This is a genomic window from Stappia sediminis (assembly GCF_009826895.1).
Classification (GTDB): Bacteria; Pseudomonadota; Alphaproteobacteria; order Rhizobiales; family Stappiaceae; genus Hongsoonwoonella; species Hongsoonwoonella sediminis.
Genome location: NZ_WUMV01000007.1, coordinates 476,895 through 496,369, shown reverse-complemented (window position 1 = coordinate 496,369; position 19,475 = coordinate 476,895). Strand labels below are relative to the sequence as shown.

The 19,475-nt window shown below is 55.9% G+C and carries 13 protein-coding genes; 8 read left to right on the top strand and 5 right to left on the bottom strand.

Annotated elements, in window-relative coordinates; all coding sequences use genetic code 11:
• The 4 genes from GR183_RS16475 to GR183_RS16460 form a co-directional block, all read left to right on the top strand.
• A partial coding sequence (locus GR183_RS16475) for a DUF4915 domain-containing protein (protein WP_160776728.1) occupies positions 1-264 on the top strand: 264 nt, incomplete at its 5' end.
• 806 nt (positions 265-1,070) lie between these two features.
• Positions 1,071-1,682 carry a DUF3489 domain-containing protein gene (locus tag GR183_RS22005; RefSeq protein ID WP_160776727.1) on the top strand — a complete coding sequence of 204 codons (612 nt, stop codon included), beginning with the start codon at positions 1,071-1,073 and terminating at the stop codon, positions 1,680-1,682.
• A 3-nt stretch (positions 1,683-1,685) separates the two neighbouring features.
• Positions 1,686-2,150, top strand: a complete 465-nt coding sequence (locus GR183_RS16465) for a DUF2924 domain-containing protein (protein WP_160776726.1) — start codon at positions 1,686-1,688, stop codon at positions 2,148-2,150.
• Entirely contained in the window at positions 2,137-3,792 is a 1,656-nt protein-coding gene (locus tag GR183_RS16460) for a recombinase family protein (protein WP_160776725.1), read from the top strand. The genes GR183_RS16465 and GR183_RS16460 overlap by 14 nt, the downstream gene beginning before the upstream one ends.
• Positions 3,793-4,536: 744 nt before the next feature.
• Here the strand turns inward: GR183_RS16460 and GR183_RS16455 are convergent.
• The 5 genes from GR183_RS16455 to GR183_RS16435 form a co-directional block, all read right to left on the bottom strand.
• Positions 4,537-5,139, bottom strand: coding sequence for a hypothetical protein (locus tag GR183_RS16455; RefSeq protein WP_208999884.1), 603 nt, complete (start codon positions 5,137-5,139; stop codon positions 4,537-4,539).
• Between the two features lie 39 nt (positions 5,140-5,178).
• Positions 5,179-8,583 carry an AAA family ATPase gene (locus GR183_RS16450; protein ID WP_160776723.1) on the bottom strand — a complete coding sequence of 1,135 codons (3,405 nt, stop codon included), beginning with the start codon at positions 8,581-8,583 and terminating at the stop codon, positions 5,179-5,181.
• Positions 8,580-9,758: a metallophosphoesterase family protein gene (locus tag GR183_RS16445; protein ID WP_160776722.1), complete on the bottom strand. Its 1,179-nt coding sequence runs from the start codon at positions 9,756-9,758 to the stop codon at positions 8,580-8,582. Before GR183_RS16445 ends, GR183_RS16450 begins: the two co-directional genes overlap by 4 nt.
• A 67-nt stretch (positions 9,759-9,825) precedes the next feature.
• A complete protein-coding gene (locus GR183_RS16440) occupies positions 9,826-11,670 on the bottom strand; it encodes a UvrD-helicase domain-containing protein (RefSeq protein WP_160776721.1) in 1,845 nt (614 codons plus the stop codon).
• On the bottom strand, positions 11,667-13,757 hold the full coding sequence (locus GR183_RS16435; RefSeq protein ID WP_160776720.1) for an ATP-dependent nuclease: 2,091 nt from the start codon (positions 13,755-13,757) through the stop codon (positions 11,667-11,669). The genes GR183_RS16440 and GR183_RS16435 overlap by 4 nt, the downstream gene beginning before the upstream one ends.
• 1,612 nt (positions 13,758-15,369) lie before the next feature.
• Here GR183_RS16435 and GR183_RS16430 point away from each other — a divergent pair.
• The 4 genes from GR183_RS16430 to GR183_RS16415 all read left to right on the top strand — a co-directional run bounded on the left by GR183_RS16430 (position 15,370) and on the right by GR183_RS16415 (position 19,467).
• Complete coding sequence (locus GR183_RS16430) at positions 15,370-16,728, top strand: site-specific DNA-methyltransferase (protein WP_208999883.1); 1,359 nt, start codon at positions 15,370-15,372, stop codon at positions 16,726-16,728.
• A complete protein-coding gene (locus tag GR183_RS16425; RefSeq protein ID WP_160776718.1) occupies positions 16,725-17,669 on the top strand; it encodes a DUF5681 domain-containing protein in 945 nt (314 codons plus the stop codon). Before GR183_RS16430 ends, GR183_RS16425 begins: the two co-directional genes overlap by 4 nt.
• A gap of 432 nt (positions 17,670-18,101) precedes the next feature.
• Positions 18,102-18,653, top strand: coding sequence for a toxin-activating lysine-acyltransferase (locus GR183_RS16420; protein WP_160776717.1), 552 nt, complete (start codon positions 18,102-18,104; stop codon positions 18,651-18,653).
• Between the two features lie 46 nt (positions 18,654-18,699).
• Complete coding sequence (locus tag GR183_RS16415; protein WP_160776716.1) at positions 18,700-19,467, top strand: hypothetical protein; 768 nt, start codon at positions 18,700-18,702, stop codon at positions 19,465-19,467.
• Positions 19,468-19,475: the final 8 nt, after the last annotated feature.

Here is a 19,475-nt window from a genome sequence, read left to right as displayed (position 1 = left end):
AAGACCTTCTCCGGTCTCGCGCTGGATGATGCCTTGGCCGCGCGCAAGGTGGAACCGCGCTGCGCGATCTACGTGGTGGACCTGAAGACGGGCGATGTGGCGCATTGGGCGCGCCTTCATGGCGTCGTCACCGAGCTTTACGACGTGGTGGCGCTTCCCGGCGTTAAGAAGCCGATGATGATCGGTTTCAAGTCGGACGAGGTGCGCCGGGTGGTCTCCGTCGCCGACATGGCGCCCCTGCCCAAGCCCGCGACAGTGCAGTAGCAAGAAGGAGCGGCAGGCGGCATGGATGAGGCCCCTCCCGTCTGTCCGGCTGCAGAAGGGTTCCTGCACGGCGCTGATTATCATAGAAAGCTGCAGCAGACAGGCAGGGATCGTCGAATACGACACCGCCTGTTGCGGCACGATCCTCGCCCGTTGGCATGCCGTCACTGGCAAGCAGGCCGTGCCGGAGGCAACGGGAACCGATTTCGACGAAGTTGCCGAAGAAAGGCGGGTTGGCATTTTCATGCGTGAAGGGATGCTTTGCCTCTCCGGATCAGGCCCACCGCGCGATGATGTTTGTTCTGCTCCCCGTCGGGACTTCCGTGGTTTCGCGTCTTACCTCAGGCCTTTGTGACCGGTTCTGTATTTCGTGCTGTTGACGCGCCTCATGCGTGAGGTTGAGGCTTCATGCGGGGTGAAGCGCATCGTCCCTTCCTACCTCGTCAAACCGCTGCTCGACCAGGTCGCGCATGCTTTCCGCGAGGAGTGAGAGGACTGTTTACGTATCCCACAGGTTCCGAGGCGAAGACGCGGCGCGCGACAATGGGGCAAGCACGCGGCTTATTACTTGCCGGGAACGCTTGAGCTTGTCGCCGGTGTTCCGGGCGCTGTCTGATTGATTCCAGATATCGGGCAAAAGATCCGAGACGCTGCGAGAAAGGTCTGGACTTCATCGCGGCGCCAAGCATGCATGCTGTTGTGACAGCTGAAATTGCCCTCGGACCGCCCCGACCGGCCGGATGTTCGGGGCTTCGGGCAGTGGGAGGGCCGCGATTGCAGTGGCTCCGATACGCCCGGAGGCAATCATGTCCAGACTTACCGATACCCAACTTGTCATTTTGTCGGCGGCCACTCAGCGGGAGGAAGGAACCCTGCTGCCTCTGCCGGCATCGCTGTCCTTGAACAAAGGTGCGGCCCGGGTCGTCTTTGAAAGTCTCTTGAAACGCGGCTTTGTGGTCGAACGTCCGGCGCAGCGCGGGGAGGAGGCATGGCGCGAGGTGGTGGGCGTCCGTCAGGCGCTCGTCATCACGGATGCCGGTCTGGAGGCGATCGGTGTAGAAGCGGGCAACGCCGATACCGCCACCGAGGAGTTAGAGTGCGCAGCCAATGCCTCTGCGATGCCAGAAGCAGGAAACGCGGCCGCCCGTGATCCCCGAGGCGAGCTTGCAGCGGCGGACAATGTGGAATCCAACATCACGCCCACCGTGCGCCCTGGAACGAAGCTCGCTCGCCTGATCGATCTGCTGGAGCGCGAAGAGGGGATAACGATCGCCGAGGCCGTGGAGGCGATCGGCTGGCAGGCCCACTCGGTGCGCGGCGCGATCAGCGGCAGTCTCAAGAAGAAGCTGGGCCTTACTGTCACGTCCAGGCTGGTCGAGGGACGCGGGCGTGTCTACCGGAGCGCCGGGAAGGCTTGAACCATGCGCCGGCGCAAATCCATCAGCAAACAGCAGGTGCGCGAGGAATTGGCGCACCTGCCAGAATTTCCGCCCGAAGATCTCAAAACCCGCTGGCAGGAGCTTTACGGGGCACCGCCGCCCAAGCGACTGGGGCGGCTCATCATGATCCGTGCCATCGCCCATCGTCTGCAAGAGATGGCCTTCGGCGGAGTGTCCCCTGCCACCCGTCGGCGGCTTAAGCGCCTCGGCGCGGATCTTGCCGCCGGGCGGGTGCCCAAACCTGCATCCATCAAGATAAAGCCCGGAACCCGGCTGTTGCGGGAATGGCAGGGCGAGATGCACGAGGCGATCGTTCTGGAACGCGAAGTCGTCTATCGCGGACAATCGTTCCGTTCCTTGTCGGCGGTCGCCCGCGAGATCACCGGCACGCCCTGGTCGGGCCCGGTGTTCTTCGGCTTGAAGGAGCGCGTCCGTGGCAGCCGGTAAGACGGGAGCTCGGCGCTGCGCTATCTACACCCGCAAGTCATCGGAGGAGGGGCTCGACCAGGCCTTCAACTCGCTGCATGCCCAGCGGGAAGCTTGCGAAGCCTTTGTGGCAAGCCAGGCCGGCGAAGGCTGGCGGGTCCTGCCGGAAGTCTACGACGACGGCGGCTTCTCAGGCGGCTCGATGAACCGACCGGCGTTGACACGGCTGCTGGCCGACATCGAAGCGGGGCGCATCGATATTATCGTCGTCTACAAGGTCGACCGCCTGACGCGCTCGCTTCCCGACTTCGCCAGGATCGTCGACATCTTCGATACCAATGGCGTGTCGTTCGTCTCGGTTACCCAGCAGTTCAATACCACCACGTCGATGGGGCGGCTGACGCTCAACATGCTTTTGAGCTTTGCCCAGTTCGAGCGCGAGGTAACGGGCGAACGCATCCGCGACAAGATCGCCGCCTCCAAGCGAAAAGGCATGTGGATGGGCGGGCCGACGCCGCTTGGCTACGAGGTCGATGGCCGCACGCTAACCATCAACGAAGCCGAGGCCGCGACGATCCGGACGATCTATCGTCTTTATCTGGAATTCGGCTCCGTGCCACGGGTCAAGGAAGAGGCCGATCGCCGCGGCCTTGTCTCGAAGGTCTTCACCAGCGCCAGGGGGCGAACGAGTGGCGGGCGTTCCCTGAGCCGCGGGCATATCTACCGTATCCTGAGCAATCCGCTTTACATCGGCTGCATCACGCACAAAGGCGAGGTGTTCGAGGGTCGGCATCCGGCGATCGTCGACCCGGAAACCTGGCAGGCGGTGCAGGCGCAGCTGAAGGAGAACGGCAGCGCGCGCCTGAAAGTCCCGCGCAAAACGGCGCCAAGTCCGCTGGCTGGCAGGCTCTTCGACGAGGCGGGCGAGCCGCTGACGCCTTCACACGCCGTGAAGTCGGGCCGCCGCTACCGTTACTATGTCTCCCGACATTTGATCTCCGGTTCGGTACGCGGCAACGGCCCGTCGAACCGGGAAGACTGGCGCTTGCCGGCGCGCGAGCTTGAACGCATCGTCGAGGGTGCTGTTCGGAACCTGTTGGATGATCCCTCCGGTCCTACTGGTGCGGCTCGGTGCGCGGGCGTGTCTCTCGAAGCTCTTCCAAGGCTGATGGAGGCGGCAGGCCAATGGCGCGATAATGTCCTGCGACTGGTCGAGCACGTGACGCTTTTGTCAAACGGCATCACGCTCGCCTTGACCTTGGCGCCGCTCACCGGAGAGGAAACGGCAACCATCGAGCACTTCGTCCCGCTGCGTCTAAAACGCCGCGGCGTCGAGAAACGCCTTGTAATCCAAGCACCGGGCATCAACGCGCCCCAACAAGCCGATCCGGCGCTCGTGAAGGCACTCGCCCGCGCGCACAAATGGTTCGACGATCTCGTAACTGGCCGGGCCGCTTCGCTTGCCCAGATCGCAAAGGCGGAGGGTGTGACCGACCGCTACATCAGCCATCTTCTCCCGCTCGCCTTCCTCGCCCCCGACATCGTCGAGGCGATTCTTGCCGGCACGCACCCGCCCGACCTCACCGTCGACGGCCTCGTCAAGCGCATCGATATGCCACTCGATTGGCAAGAGCAGCGGGAAGCGGTGGGGATCGACGCCTAAATCTGGGGCTTCGATCGTGGCCTGGAGCGCTCTGGTAACCTCGGTAACGGCAAATGTATCGCTGCGACAATAGCGGAGAGGGACGCCCCGTTGCCCATTCTGCCGGGGCCTATTGACAAGTAGCCCAAATCGGGACGGAAACCTAATCCAGCCCGAAGAAGTTCACTTGGAGCGAATTGCTTATTGACGTGCACCGCCCCGAAGCGCCCTCCCTTGGTGGTAAGTCTGCTGTTGGAGGGAGGAAACTGACATGAAGCCCTTCGCGTTTTTCCGATGAGCAGATCATCGGCGCTCGGTCGCGAGATTATCCGGGATTTGGGATTCCATTGTCTGAGATCGAAAATCCCGCTTGGCTCACAATAGATGAGACCGGTTCCAGTGGTGCAGGACTGAAGAAGCGTATCGTCACTTTCTACCCTAAGCCGATGTTGGCTAGCCCTTCAATCAACTTCTGCTTCGCGCCCGCATTTCAGTCGTTTGAGGGGTCAGGGAAGGGCCCCAAAAGCGGACAGTCCCCATGTAAGCCAATGGAACTTGAAAACGATGTAGGATTAGCTTAACTCGGCGTCCACGAAACCGACAGCAGGCCAAACCTTGCGTTCTACATCGACTACGAACGGCTTAGTCGCGACGTGGTGCTAGGTGGCGACATCACCGAACTTGAGCACGATTTAATCCTGATTGGAGGGTGACACGTTGCGTGTCACATTCCAATGATGCTGGCTGGACCGTCCATTGTTCAGCTCAAGGATTGGGGCTCGTTCCAAGTTTTTGTATACCGGGAAGGTCGAAGCGCATTGGCCCACATTCAGAAACGGAAGTAGAACGAGATGTCCGGGTTTGCTCTTCAGTCATCTGTTTGCCTTCAAGATAGCGCCCCACCATGTCGGGAAAGCCGTCCAGCTCCAAGACGTACTCCTCAATGCTGAAATCAATTCCTTGAAACATAGGCGCTTCAACCAAGCTCCCCATCAAATAGTACATTGCATCAAGACAGGCACTGATATCGGCATCGTCGACAATCTTTGCCCGTGCGATTGCTCCTTCTGCCTGGACAAGCGCAATGCGAATCTCCGGCGCGATGTCATCCCCCGGTTTGACAAGAAACCGACCTTCGGAATCGCGATTTCCGCTGTAGTGTTCGTTCACTTGGGCAAGAAAATTGTAAACGTCTTCATGAGCTTGAAGTGCGAGCCCTGATATCAGCGTGCGCTTTGTCAATGCAGCGCCTGAGCAGAAGAACATGGCGCTCAACAACAGCGAGAAAATCGCGGCAGCGCCTCCGACAATCGTCCAGGTCTTTGCCGACAACCAAAGCGGTCCATATTTTTTGAAGAGCTGTTTCATAGTCATCAGACTTCAGGTGAAAGAGTGAACAGCGGGATGCTAATGCGGCATCTCCACGACGGAAACACCCGGAATGCTCTTGCGAGCAAGCTCCACCAGGTGCGCATGGTGCGTGAAAATGATTGCCTGACCGCTCCGTCCGATCTCGGCACAGAGATTCAATGCGGCAGATGCGCGGGTATCGTCGAAGGTTTCCATAATATCGTCGAGAACCATGGGGAGGGGGCCCGGATCGCGCGCGAAGCTGCGGTAACCGGCCAGACGCAGGGCAAAATACAATTGGCCCATGGTTCCGGTGGACATATTTTCCACCTTCACGGGGTCGCCGCCGGGTTTGATGCCGACCAGCTTCTCGCCCTCGGTCTCACTCCATACCACGACTTTTTCCCATTCCTTGGATGTCATGGTGACAAAGGCTTCTTCCACGTCTTTCAGCATTGCGCTGCTTCGTTCAGCAGCCAGGCGCTTCAAGGCACCCCTCGCTGCCAGGATCCCGAGCCTTGCGACAGCCGCCTGCCGTGCACCGTTTCGCAACTCTTCGAGGATTGTGGCCTGATCCGTGATCAGATCGCTGTTGTCAGCGGCGTTGTAGGCTTCCTCATAGAGGCGTTCTTTTTCATTACATACCTTCAAAGCGGCATCTCGTGCCGTTTGCGCATCATCAAGTTCTTGCTGCAGTTCCGCTTCTCGCGTTACATCGGGTAATCGCGTCAGCTCTTCATCAAAGAGCGTACGATCCACGCCGTCGCGCGCCTGATTGCGGCTGTTGTCCGCATTGGCCCGGTCTTTGCGCAACTCGTCGCGTTCAGCCAGAAGCGCCACGCGCTCCGTCGGTGAAAGATCTTCACCGCCTTGTCCTTCAAACAGCTCGTCCAACCGGGTTTGCGCTTTGTCGCGGGCAGTTAGCGCACGCTTTCGGCCTGTGACCTCTTCGTCGAGAAGCTCCTCTTCTCGTTTTCTCACCCGATCCGCTTCAGCGGCTTTGGTTACTCGCGCACGAGCGCGATTGATGATGGGGAGGGGATCGTCTTTCAGATTGAAAGGCTCCCCGAGGATCTCTGCCAATCGTGCGGCGCTCTTTGCCAGGGTTGAAACGGCGCGTTCGAGGGCTTCAACACGTCCAGCCAGGCTTTTGTGATTGCTTTGAAGCTGTTGCAGCGTGCGCAGCTGCGGCAGCGCTGTCTTTACGCCGGCGGCCGAGCGATCAGGAAGAGGCAACGCCGAGGTCAGCGTTTCCAGTCGGTTCAGGGCCGCCTTATGATCAGTCTCGGCTTGAGTTTCGGCTTTTTCGTAGTCGGCAATGTTACGTTCCCCGCGACGCCAGTTCTCCCATGTCTGACGGACATTTTCCTGAAGTGTGAGAGCCTTGCCAACCCGCTCAGGAAGGTCACTTTCTTCACCCTCGATGTCGACAAGGCGGGCTGCGGCGAACAGATCGTCAAAGGCTGCCTTGCGGCGCTTGGTTCGGTCTTCCAGGGCATTCTCCGCAATCGTGACCTCAGTTGCGATCTCAGCCGATGCCGTCAGGTCTGTAAGTCTTGCGGCAAACGCAGCCGGTTCCGTATCGTCGGGAAAGCCAAGGGCCCTCGCAAGTGAGACCACACGCTTCGCCAAGGCGTCGCGTTTCCCGATCAGTACTTCGAGCTTGTCTTTTGCTGTGTCACGTGCGGCTTTTGCGGCGCTTTCCTGTGTGCGCGAGTTCGCAAGCTGTTTTCGCGCCTCCGTGCCCATCAGATAATTCGTTCGGGCGCCATCATCAGCATACATGGCCTCCTCAAAACGCTCCGCGGTTTCGTCGGAGAGACTGCTACGATGTGACTGCCAGGCTGTGTCACGCTGACGACGCGTTTCTTCCGTTGCTGCCGCGTCAATCGAATCCGGTGCGCTTTCGTCGGCTTCGCGTTTCGCGCGCGCAGCTTTGTAGTCCGTTTCGCGTCCTTCCAGGTCTTCTGTGGCAGAAGCGATGTTGGCAGTCAGGGTGTTCCATTCCCTGAGGACCTCATCGAGACTTTCACGGGCAGGAAGACCGTTCTCGATAAGTGTCTGCCAGGAGGCAGGCAGTCCGGACACCGCTTTTGCAAGCCGGGCGCGTTCCGATCCGAGGTTATGTTCAAGGCCTGACACGTCTGACACTTTCTGACATGCGTCATACGCCATCTGCAGGTGAGACAGGTCCTTCGGTTCGGTTGGAGCATCGCCCAACTGATCGCGTGCGGTCTTCAACACGTTTGATGCCGCTCGCAGCTCTCCTTCAGTGGTCTGACACGCCTGTACCGCCTCTGCGAGTGTCTCCAGTTCTTCGGTCGTCAGGACCAAGGCCTCTGCAGGTTCGTCAGGTACCGCCAACACCGTCAGAATCTGTTTTATCTGGCGTGCCGCGTCATCGCGTTCACCGGTGCGCTTTTCCAGATCCGATCTGGCTGTATCCGCCCGCGAGGTGAGGGAAGCCCCGTCGATCCTGATTTGATCTAGCTCTGCGAGTTCCGCAACGAGATGACCGGCGGCCGGGTCCGCCTCGTTTTCTGAAATGACCGTTTCATGGCGCGCAATTCTGTCATCGGCGCTTGCGATACTCTCTGCCTTCTCCGACAGGGTTGTCACGAGTGTGGCGACCTGTCCATCTGTGCCCTTCTTCAAACTCGAACCTTCCGGAAAACCGGCAAGAGACTCGTTGATTTTCCGATTTTCTTCCGATTTGTCGTACCAGGTCTGCGCCGCCGCTCCCGCTGCCTGTCGTTTTCTGGCCCGCGTAAGATCGGCGTCCGCCTGTTCGAACGCCTTTTGAGCTGTCTCCTTGTCTTTCCGAAGGGCGCGCTCCCTATCCGGTGTGAAACGTTCCGTTCGCAGTGTCTGATGGATCTCTTTCAGGCGGTCTTTACCGGTCTTGAGCGCTGTACCTCGGCCGCTCTTTTTATGGAACTTATCGGCGCGGGTCTTCATGTCCTCCAATGTCGCCGCCATGCTGGTCAGGCCCGACACACCTGCATGCAGAAGCTGGCCCAGGTCGCCTTTTGCCTCAGCAATCCGATCACCGCCTTTGCGGAGTCCTTCATCGTTGAGTGAGAACCTTTCGACATAACCCTCCATGGAAAGGCCATGGAGCGCACTCGAGAGGATGGCTTGGTCGACCGGGCGGTCCTGATGATCAAGCAGGGACTGGGTACGTTTGCCGTTGCGGCGCAGAACCGTTACACCGCGCCCGGGAATGTTTAGTTCGGCCCCGACCAGAAGGTCATTGCGGTCGAACTTGAACGCATAAGGGTGATTGACTGACTTCAAACCGAAGAGAAGTTCCAGAAACCCATTAAAGGCCGTGGATTTTCCCGATTCATTCGGTCCGTAGATTATGGTGACGTCCGGGGTGCCGTCGGCAGGACGGGGGAGCACTATTTCGGCACCGTCAAAGCGGCCATAGCGAATGAAATCAAGCCGGTTCAGTCTCATTCCGCGGCTCCGGAGTGCAAAGACAGCATGACTTCAGCGATGGCCTCTTCCAAAAGGTCATCCAAGGCGTCTTCCGCCAAATCGTCGGCGATTTCGCGGGGCAATGCGTTTCTGAGCTCTTCGAGGATCTCTTTGGTGGCCAGCTGGAAGCCCGGTTCGGAGAGCTCGGCCCGCATCAGCCGCACCAGGTCATCCGCCTTCGCGTCGACCTGCTGTTTAGGGGCGGCCACTTTGATTTTGTCGATAAATACGCGCTCGATGTTTTCGAGCAATTCGCTCGCAAGGGCTGTCAGCGTCTCAGCGGTATGATGGCCTGTGGTCACCTGCAGGCGGACTGCTGTGTGGTGTTCGGGATGCTGCGCCCCTTGGAGTGCAGACCGAAGCGCGCTCAACACCTCCTGAACATCTGAAGATTGACTGAGATCCAGAGCGCATACGGTGAATCTCAGATGTCCAACGTGATGCCGTTCGATATTCGGAGTGTCGTCATCAAGCTCGACAATCGCGACGGTGCCGCCGGTAAGTTCCCCGAAGTGGCGTGGTTGCGGAATGCCCGGCATGACAGCGAGAACTGGGCCTGATGTGCGCTCAAAGGGGGCATGGATGTGGCCGAGGCACCAAAGGTCATAGCCATGCGCCAGCAGATCCTGCTCGGAGCAGGGAGCATAGGGATCGTGACCTGGCGAGCCATCGAGCGACGTATGCATCAGTCCGACGTTTTTCCGGCCAGTCACCGGCGCCGGGTAGTCGGGCAGGAAGCTTTTTGAGACATGCGCCGTATCGAAAGACAGTCCGTGGAACCACACGCCACCGATTTCCACGCTGGGCTCGTTCTTGTGCAGCAGATGAATATTCGGGCCCAGGTTACCGTGGGCTCGGTGATCGAGAAGGGCATCGTGGTTGCCACGGATCAGTACTGTGGGAACACCCGCGTCAGCGGCGCGTGCCAATTGCGAGATCAGAAATGCCCGGGACTTCAGGTCTGGTTGGTCATTATCAAAGATGTCGCCAGCGAGAACCAGTGCATCGACACTTTCCGAGATTGCCAGGTCAACAATGCGAATGAACGTGTCCCGACTTGCCTGTTTCAGATGGTCACCCAGATCCGGATTGCGCATCGCGGCCGAGCGGATCGGCGACCCGAGATGAATGTCGGCTGAAATGAGGACACGCATAGATTTCAAATCTTCCTGAAAATGATCGATGTGAAAAAGTGAATCTGCATAAGGATCTGTCCGGTACCTACAAAATTGAAACCTGGCCGTCCTGGAACAGACCGCGCTCGACCAGTTCTTTTTTGGCCGCTTCCGCGTCTCTCGAAAACATCAAGATCCTAAGGTTCACTTCCGCCCGTGAAAAACAGACATAAGCCAGTTTTTGAGTGAGTTCTCGCTGCCGGTCGGTTGGATCGCCCGCGACACCAGGGGTCAAAACTTTCGAAAAGCTGTAGGTATTCCAGGCTGCCTCGATATCGTCGATCATGACCAGCACGTTCTCATACTCTTCGCCTTTCGAGCCGTGCTGCGTACTGAAAGGAGAATTTTCATCCAAAAAATCGATGTATTTTTCGAGTTCGTCAGCCTTCAGCTTGAGGAATTCATCAGCCAGCCAATCGCCTTTTTCCCTTTGGTGATCCTCATTGCCGGAGTCATAAGGTTCGCGGGGAGCGCGAGCCAACTGACCTGCAAGGCGGTCCGAAATTGGATAAAGCGCGTTCGCGCTACAGTATTCCAGAATGTCTTTGACCGTATTACCTTCCCATTTTTCCGCCAAAGCAGCGGCGTGTTTTGAGGCTTCTTCGAGCATCTGTTTGAGGGTTTTGCTCTTGTTCGCTCCAGTGTCTTCAAAAGCAGGGCTTATTCTTCGGAGTGTTTCAATCAGCTTCTTAGGATCGTTGTTGCGGGATGTATCGACCAATGGAAAAATGCCGTCCAAAAAAGGTTTGAGAAGATAGTGCGCACCGTCTTCATAATCAGACTGGGATCTGGACGATGAATAAGTGCCTGTAAACAACTTGTGTATTGTGACAAACCCGAGCCTGCGCGCAATCATTTGCCGAGCCAGAAATAAATTCTTCACAGTTGCATTATCTGTCCATCCCCACTTCTTTACAGTTTCTTCGAATTTTGCCGTCACTTCATCGAGTTGTTCGACGGTGTAGGTATTTCTCGGACCAGCAGGTTCAGGGGCCTGCGCGACCGTGATCAAAACGCTTCCTTCAACGTCGACGTTCTTCCCACCCGGAACTTGCTTCAGATCGGTTCTGAAGTTGTTGAGAAGACTGATCACGGAGGTCGAGCTTCGAAAATTCTCTTCCTTCGGAATCGTCTCAGAACCTTCAGGACCGGCAAAATCTCCGGCGCGCTTATCGTAAATCTGCTGCATCGGATCGCCCCAATACCCGACGATGGGTAACCCTTCACCCGCGCACATGGCATTGAGGGCCTCTACGACCTGCGGAAAGGTGTCTTGAGCTTCATCGACAAAAATGTAGGGGTATTTGAAACCGAGGCCTTTGCGTAGGAGCGGTTTGTTCGTGATCAGATAGGCCGCGACGTCAATAACATCATCGTGGTTCAGGACACATATCGAATAGTCGCTGATAACGGTTTCTTCGTAAGAGACCGATGGTTTCTGATCGTTTAGCGCAGCAAGTTCGGCGGATAGGCGTTCCAGATCTTTCCTGGCTTTTTGCGCTGCCTGCGACATACCTCCATTATCTTTCTGGCGGGCCTTTTCCATATGCCGCGGAATGATCGCATCACGAAGGGCCTCCCGAATAGCGTCTTGAAAGCGCGCGATTTCTGCCCAAAGAAACCCGTGCAGAGTGGAAACGTAAAAAAGGTCATCGAAACCTAGTCGCGACGAAATCACTCCGACGGCACGGTTTGTGTATGTGATACACACGACGCGCTGACCGTTTTTCCGAAGCCCGTTTCCACGGGACTTCTGAATTCCTTTCAGAGCTTCAACGAGCGATGTGGTCTTGCCTGATCCGGCGCCTGCGATAACCGAAAAAGAAACGTTCTTCGCGATGCACTCAGCAATTTTCGTATCGGCTTCAGTTGACTTGAGCGTCGCTGTCATTCGCCGGCTCCCTGGTTTTGAGAGAGACGTGTCTCCAGCCATTTTAGGCCTTCGTCGATGTAGTGGGGGACATTCCAGTCCCTGTTCTGTCCCGCATTAGCTTCTTCGTCCTCGCCTGCCGGTATTTCGAAGGCAAGGACATCCATGGCAAATTCGGTTTTTTTGAAAGTATCGCTTTTAATGCGCCGCCAGACGGCCTCCTGCAATTCGGCTCGACCATCCGGCAAGTCAATGCCGATACTGAGTCCATCGGCATGGAAGTGGTCGAGGTTTTCGAAGACAAAGGCTTCTTCAAGGGTTCGTCCGTGGTAGGTTTGAGCATTGCCCTGACGGTTAACTTCTAACGGCTTTTGAAAGGCGACAAAACGCATCCCTTCAGCTTGCAGACAATTGTTGAAGGTTTTGGCGGAGAGTGCGGCTACTCCATTCTCTCCAAAGAAATATCCCAGAGTCGCATTCGACGAAACGGCTCCCGGATGGGTAGCGACGCAACTCGCCCGGTTTCTCGCGGGATCGACAGAGTCGATGTCGGTGATGACCAAATAGGGAATTTCGAGGAATTCCAACAATCCGGCGAAGCGCATCCCATAAGCTCCACCTACCTCAAGAATTGTCAAATACTTCTTGTTCAGTTCCTGCGCCGATATGTCGATCATGCGCGGCAAAAGCAGTTTTTCAGCAGACCCCTCAACGAGTATGGCAGCATCGGAGAAGAACAGGTCGCAATGCGTAAGTCTCAGATATTTTTTGAGAAAAGAAAGTGCTTCCTCTGGCTCGATCACATCGCCGCCCAATGCGAGTGGCTCCGGTTGAAATTGCCGAAGGCTGTGCACGGTTGTTCCCTGATAGGTCACTCCCTCCTCTTCACCGCGGATCTGGCACCGGCGGAAGTAGCGGATTTTTGAGAAATCGACTGTGTCTAGGATGTGCGACGAATGGGTCGTGATTGTGAGCTGGGGCTTGCTTTCACCTTTGGGCGCGTCGGCTGTGAGAACGTCCCACATCTGGCGAATGAATGTTTGTTGAACCTGAGCGTGCAAATGCACTTCCGGTTCTTCGATAAAGATCATCTGGCAAATCGGGCGGTTGTCCTCAGTCGCGAGCCATTGCCGATAAAAATGATCGACCTGAATGGCCATGAACACTAGGTTCTTGAAGCCCAATCCGTTATAGGCTTCAGGAAGCTCATGTTTGGTGCTGGCATCGACGTAGAAGAGTTCGGTGTTACCGCGTAGTGCAACCTCCGAACTGAGTGTCGAAACGACCTTCATCGCGCGGTCGTTGTCGGAGGGAAGGCCAAGACCTCCGATCATCGTCATCAGTTGTTTGAAGCGTTCGTCATAATGCTTGGTCAGATTCTCGTTGTTTTGTTCGATGACCGTGACGGCGTCTTCCGCGTATTTCGCTTGCTCCAGGTTTCTCCGGTAATATGTCGCAAAGGCGTCTGACAGCCTATTGCTTCTAGCGGCATTCTCGTCGTCAATATTCCGCTGGGCATCAACGAAATCGACGCGCAGCAGAGAATTGAGAATCTTCTTGCCTTCTTGCGCGGAAAGTGGCGTTGCCACGAGTTCCTGTTCGAGCTTCTCCAGCGAAGACACCTTGATGCCGAAATACTTTTTCAAGTTGCCTTCCATTCCAAGGAAGAAGCTCAAGGGACGCTTGCGGGTGCCATCTACCTTTGGCGGGAAAGCTGCATCGTAATGCTTCCAGAGTTCTGCTGCGTCATCCACGGCGAACGCGCTGCGCATCCCGATTTCCGAGAAATCAGCGGAAAGGCTCGTTGCCAGGGCAAAGACCCGACCGAACGCAATTGAGTCCGGATCGATGTGAAACCAGAGATCAAGTTCTATTTGGGGTAGGTTGGTTTCGTTCCCGGGAACGTAGGCGTCGATAGAGGCAATTGCGAGAATGGAGAAGTCATGGATTTTGAATTCCCGATTCCCGAGAAAGCTGCGAATGGCAGCCGTCGCAGAGGTCTTGCCACTGTTGTTCGGGCCAACAAAAACAGTTTCCTTGCTTTCGAAATCAACGGACACATCATTCAGACGCCGAAAGTTTCGAATGGATATACTACCTAGACGCATCCAATCCCCTATAAGTTGCCAACACAATAGCCATCATTAGTTGTGTTCGGGATGGTGAATTCGTCGCAGGTAGATACAAAACTGATGCTCGCAAAGGCGTGAATGTCACCAAGCTGACAAAAGCAAGACAACGGCGTCACCCATCCAAACCCACCTCATGAGGCGGGGCTTGGCTACCGGGAAAGGGGCAGTCCAATGCACCGCTCCCTAGGTGTAGAATTTCGGGAGGACCGAACCATGGCAAAGAGGGATGTCTCCTTATTTGCATTCATCGCCATGAAGCTGCCGGTCCGCAGTCGGCCCCATTCCGGCCATTCGTTCGGCTCGCAGCTAATGACCGCTTCACGGCCAGATTCGATTTCCAAAATCATGCAAGGAGTAGCAGCAGTTTGGCCCAACGCCGACCTGTAGATGAGGCTGATATTCTGGGATCGATTTGAATCTCGCAATAGTTCAACCTGATCCTGGAAGCCTCGAGAATTAAGCTTGCTCGATCAAGTGCGTCGTATTCAACGAAATCTGGAGCACCCATGGCGCCAAGGCTACTATCCGTTTCGAGCGCTGACGGAAACCGAACCGCCGTTTGAGCCTGCAGAGAAATCTAGCCGATAATCGGAGATGACCCGCCCTGGCTTGCGCTCTCTGGTTCGGTTTTCGCGCGACGTGAACGCGAAACTCCCCGAAATGTCGGAGGAATTCGGAAGGCTGGTCCGAGAAGGGATTAAGTCTCTGGAATTAAAGACTTAATGGCGGTGGGTGTAGTCCACCGCGAACCCGTCTTTGGGTTTGGCCGCTGAAGTCTCCGAAATATCAGGGAATCGGGTGATTCTGTCGCGGGTTTGTCGCGCAGAGGTCGGTGTTCGTTCGTGTTTTCAATGGGTTGCAGAGACGTTATGCGTCACGGGAGAGGCGTCACGATGCCGTCTTTTTCGCAATCCGCCTCGATATTAGGGAATTTTTGCCGCGGGCTAGTGTCGTTTTCCGGGATGCCGTTGCCGTTAAGCGGGATTGCATTGCCGCAAAGCGGGATACGAATTCCTTCTGACGGAGGCAGCAGGCTGCAATGCGGGAAGGCAATGCCATTCACGCGGGAATGCAGTGTCGTTTGCCGGTTGGGACATCACGAATTCCGGGATTGCATTGCCCGATGATGCAGGCGAGACGATTTTTACTTGGATACCGCAGTGTCGGAAAGGCGGATGCGGTAAGATACGCACATCGGCTGATGAAACTGCGGCCTGGATCGGTTTCAGCTTCCCGCATCGATCGGCTCTTTGATGCCGAATCGTTCTTCGGCATCACCATCACGACTACCGCCATGCGCTCGAAGTTCAGCGGCTGCCAGCCTTCAACGTATTGTTGCTCACGGTGTATCACGCGTTTGTGATTGTCTGGATTCTGCTGCTGTTTTCGAAGACAGATCCTTCAAACGGGCTTCGAACACCCTTCCAACGCCTTTTAAATTTTGAGAAGGCTTCGAAAGTTCCATAACTCTGGAATCGTTCGCTTTTTGTCGTGATGCGCGAATCTTCGCCCACTTGATCCGCTCGCCTTTGTCCGCCCAACGTTTGTCGCACCCGCTCGGATGACGGACTGCGAAAGGAGCATGGCGATGACGGCGATTGCGTCCCGAATAGAGATGATGACCCTGTCGGCGCTGCGGCCATACCCCGGCAATGCGCGACGGCATTCGAAGAAGCAGATCCGCCAGATCGCGGACAGCATTGCCCGTTTCGGCTTCACCAATCCCGTGCTTGTGAGCGACGATGAGGAAATTATCGCCGGCCACGGCCGGGTGATGGCCGCCAAAGAATTGGGATTGGATGAGGTGCCGACGCTGAAGCTGTCGCATCTGAGTGCGGCTGAGCGGCGGGCCTATGTTCTGGCCGACAACAAGCTTGCGCTCAATGCCGGCTGGGACACAGAAGTGCTTGCGATCGAATTGCAGGCGCTGATCGATCTCGACTTCGACGTGGCGTTGACGGGATTTTCGCTCGCCGAGATCGATCTGACGCTCGACCACGCTCAAGAGGCCTCGACGACGGCTCCGGACATACCCGCCGATCGGATTCCCGAACCTCCGGAGGTGGCGGTATCGAAACGCGGAGACCTCTGGTGCCTCGGCCGTCATCGGTTGCTCTGTGGCGATGCCAGGTCGACCGACGACATCGCAGTGTTGATGGGCGAAGACCGTGCCGATCTCATCTTCACGGACCCGCCTTACAACGTTCCCATCGACGGGCATGTCGGAGGCCTGGGCAGGGTCAAGCATCGGGAGTTCGCCTTCGCTGCCGGCGAGATGAGCCGTGAGGACTTCACGGAGTTTCTGACGACGACGCTGAAGAATACCGCATCAATGGCGAGTGACGGCGCGATTGCTTTCGTCTGCATGGATTGGCGGCACATGCGAGAATTGCTCGATGCCGGAGAGGCGGCGTTCTCGGAGTTGAAGAACCTGTGCGTCTGGAACAAGACGAACGGCGGCATGGGTACGTTCTACCGGTCGAAACACGAACTCGTTTTTGTCTTCAAGGTGGGCGACGGCCCGCATGTGAACAGCTTCGGCCTTGGAGACACCGGGCGCTATCGAACGAACGTCTGGGACTATGCCGGTATCAGCAGCGTCGGAGCGAAACGCATGGAGGAGCTTGCCATGCATCCGACCGTCAAACCGGTCGCTCTCGTCGCCGATGCGATCCGCGACTGCTCGCTGCGTGGCGATATCGTGCTTGATGTCTTCGGTGGTTCCGGCACGACGTTGATCGCCGCTGAAAGCTGCGGCAGGCAGGCGCGGATCGTCGAATACGACCCGGCCTACTGCGACACGATCCTTGCCCGTTGGCAGGCCTATACCGGCAAACAAGCCTTGCTGGAGGCAACGGGAACCGTTTTCGAGGAGGTTGCGGAAGAAAGGCGTGCGCCGCTGGCCGTACCGGTAACGCGGGCCCGGAGAGTGAGAACCGGTAAATGAGCGCCTCTTCGAAGGACGAACCGTCGGATCGAGATGCGAAGCAGTCGACCGGGCTTCCCCGAGAGGCGGTGAGGCAAGCGAAAGATACGATCCTGTCCGGCACCGGCTACAAGCATCCGCCTGTTCACTCACAGTTCAAGAAAGGGCAATCCGGCAATCCAAAGGGCCGGCCGAAGTCTCAAGGTCTCGCCGACGGTCGAAGCCTGTCGACGGACGAACTGGTTTTGAAGCTTGCCGAACGCAAGGTGACGGTCCGCGAAGGCGGAGAGACGCAGGAAATCCCGGCGATCGAGGCCGTACTTCGTGCACAATACGTCTCGGCCACGAAGGGCAACTCACATGCGCAAAGGCATGTGATCGAGCGCTATGACCAAGCCAAACGACGGGAGCGGCAGGAAATCGCAGACAGCAACGACTTCTGGCGGGGTTATGTCGCGGCCGCGCACAAGGAGATCGCGGAAGCCGAAGCGCTCGGCGAAACTCCTCCGGAGCCGTTGCCGCATCCAGACGACGTCGTCATAGACGTGGTCAAAGGCGTGCGATTTACAGGACCGTTTGATGAGGAGGGTGCAGCGAAACTCCGGGAAACCTGCAAGTTGCGGGATATCCTGTTCCTGCAGGATGCGCTGGATCGCAGATTGATGGGAGAACCGGACGGTGGCGATCCGCTCGACGGGCCGGGAACGGCGCTTGCCTTCGCGCAGATGCTAAACGACAGCTTGCCCGAGCGACATCGGCTGTCGGACAACGAGATCGTTTTGCGCAGCATGCGCCATGACACCTTGCCGAAGCGCCAGTTGCTCAAGGAAGTCTACCAGGCGTGGCGGAGGTTCGGCCGGGCGCAGCCGCGCGGCAAGACTTTCCCGCCCCTGCGCTATGCAATGCAATTAGCCGACAACCTTGCTGAGGCGCTGGATCTGCTGCGTGAAGGCGAAGTGTGACCCGTCCATTGGTGTCGGCAGTTTCCCTCACTCGGCAGCTGATGTTTTTGCCTGCGATTTGTTTGGATGGCGAATATTCAATCGCATTCCCAACCGCTTCGCGTTGACTATATTGGGCTAACGGGGTCGGATAGCCGAAAGGAAATGGTGAGCTAGCCGTGGCGGGTGGCCAAGACCTTCCGTCAGAAGCGCATGCTCGTAGTATGAGAATGATCCTTGGGCACTCAATGGGTTGGTGACGCTGGCCATCAATACCGTTTGAGAACCCTGACCGGTCGGAATTGACCGTTACGGTGGATAGGAGCATTTGGTCGATTATTTTTTTGGTCCGATCAGATTGCATAACCTCATAAGTTCGTGCAAGGGTAGAGAGGAGTGTTTCTTCGATTTAGCTAAATCGTAAATATTTAGCCCAATCAGCGAGTCGATTTCATGAGCGATAATGAGTCCGAAAATCAGGACGAGAAGACTGCTAAAAAGTCTCGGTCTAGCACCACGGCTACCGGCGTAAACGATGGCGGACAAACGCCGCCCGGACGTGAGGGTCAACCGAACGAAAAGGCCGCGCTGGAAGCTGCCAGACAAAACGCGGTCAGAATGACTGCGGTCGGACATGCGGTCTGGTTGATGAGCCGGTCTCCCATACACAAGCACATGATGATGACTGACTTGGAGTGGCTCGTTCTCCCGCCGATTCTCTTAGGCCAGTTCCGGCTTTGGCAGAAATCCGGCATGCCGATCGGCTTTGCTTCATGGGCCTATCTCGGTGAGGAGCCGGCGGAACGCATCGTGAGTAAGGGTATTCGCCGCCTCATGCCGACCGACTGGAAATCCGGGAACGACCTCTGGTTGATCGATTTCCTTGCGCCGATGGGTGGGCAGGAAGAGATGATCAAGGAACTGAAGGAGAAGGTCTTTAAAGGAAGGCCTGTGAAGTCTCTGCAACCGAATTCCGGAGGTGGTGTTAGTGTGCGCGAATGGTAGGAATATTGGACGATAAAATCACAATTATGAGCATGGTGAGGTTTAAGTGTATATCAGATATATTTCGCTTATTGCTTTCTTGATAACAAATTCTGCCCATGCCGCAGAGCAAAACTGCTTGCCATATTACAAAGAAAATTATCATATAACTGATCAAAATAATCTAATTTTCTCGAAAAAAGATGGAATAATGAGAGTTTCGAAGCACGACGAGAAACAATCATATAAAAATAAACAAGGTGCAATTATAGAAACGAACTTTACATTAGCTAATCTAACAGATTTTCAGGTTCCTTGGGATTTAAATACAATTATTGCGCAAGTGCAATTTTCAAGGAATTTGCCTCTCACCAGAGAAAAAAAATATTCCTTAGTCGAAGGGTTGGATTACAGAAGAGCTGTTGATGAAAATGATATATTATTAGTATATAGTAGTATGCTTGCTGAATTCGAGAAGGAATTAAAATATATTTCAGATGGCAAGCAATTAATCTCTTTCGGTCGGGAAGACACGTGTAAAATTCTTAGAACGGAATTTAACCATGAAATTCAAAAAGGAATCATAGCAATTCCCAATGGCAGCAAGATTTCTAAGTATAAAAAGTGTCTTTATACAGGTTTATTAGTCTATTATGGTCTCGGGAATTTCAATGAATTGTACTCCGAAAAATATCACAAAATTGAGTCAGATAGTTATTCATTCCGGTGGCCCTTAGTCACAGAGCTTAGGGTTTTATATGACGAAAAAATTTACAAGGGAATGAGTTTAAGCCAAGTAGAGGCGCTAATAAAACAACTTCCGTGTAAGCAATAATCAGTGTG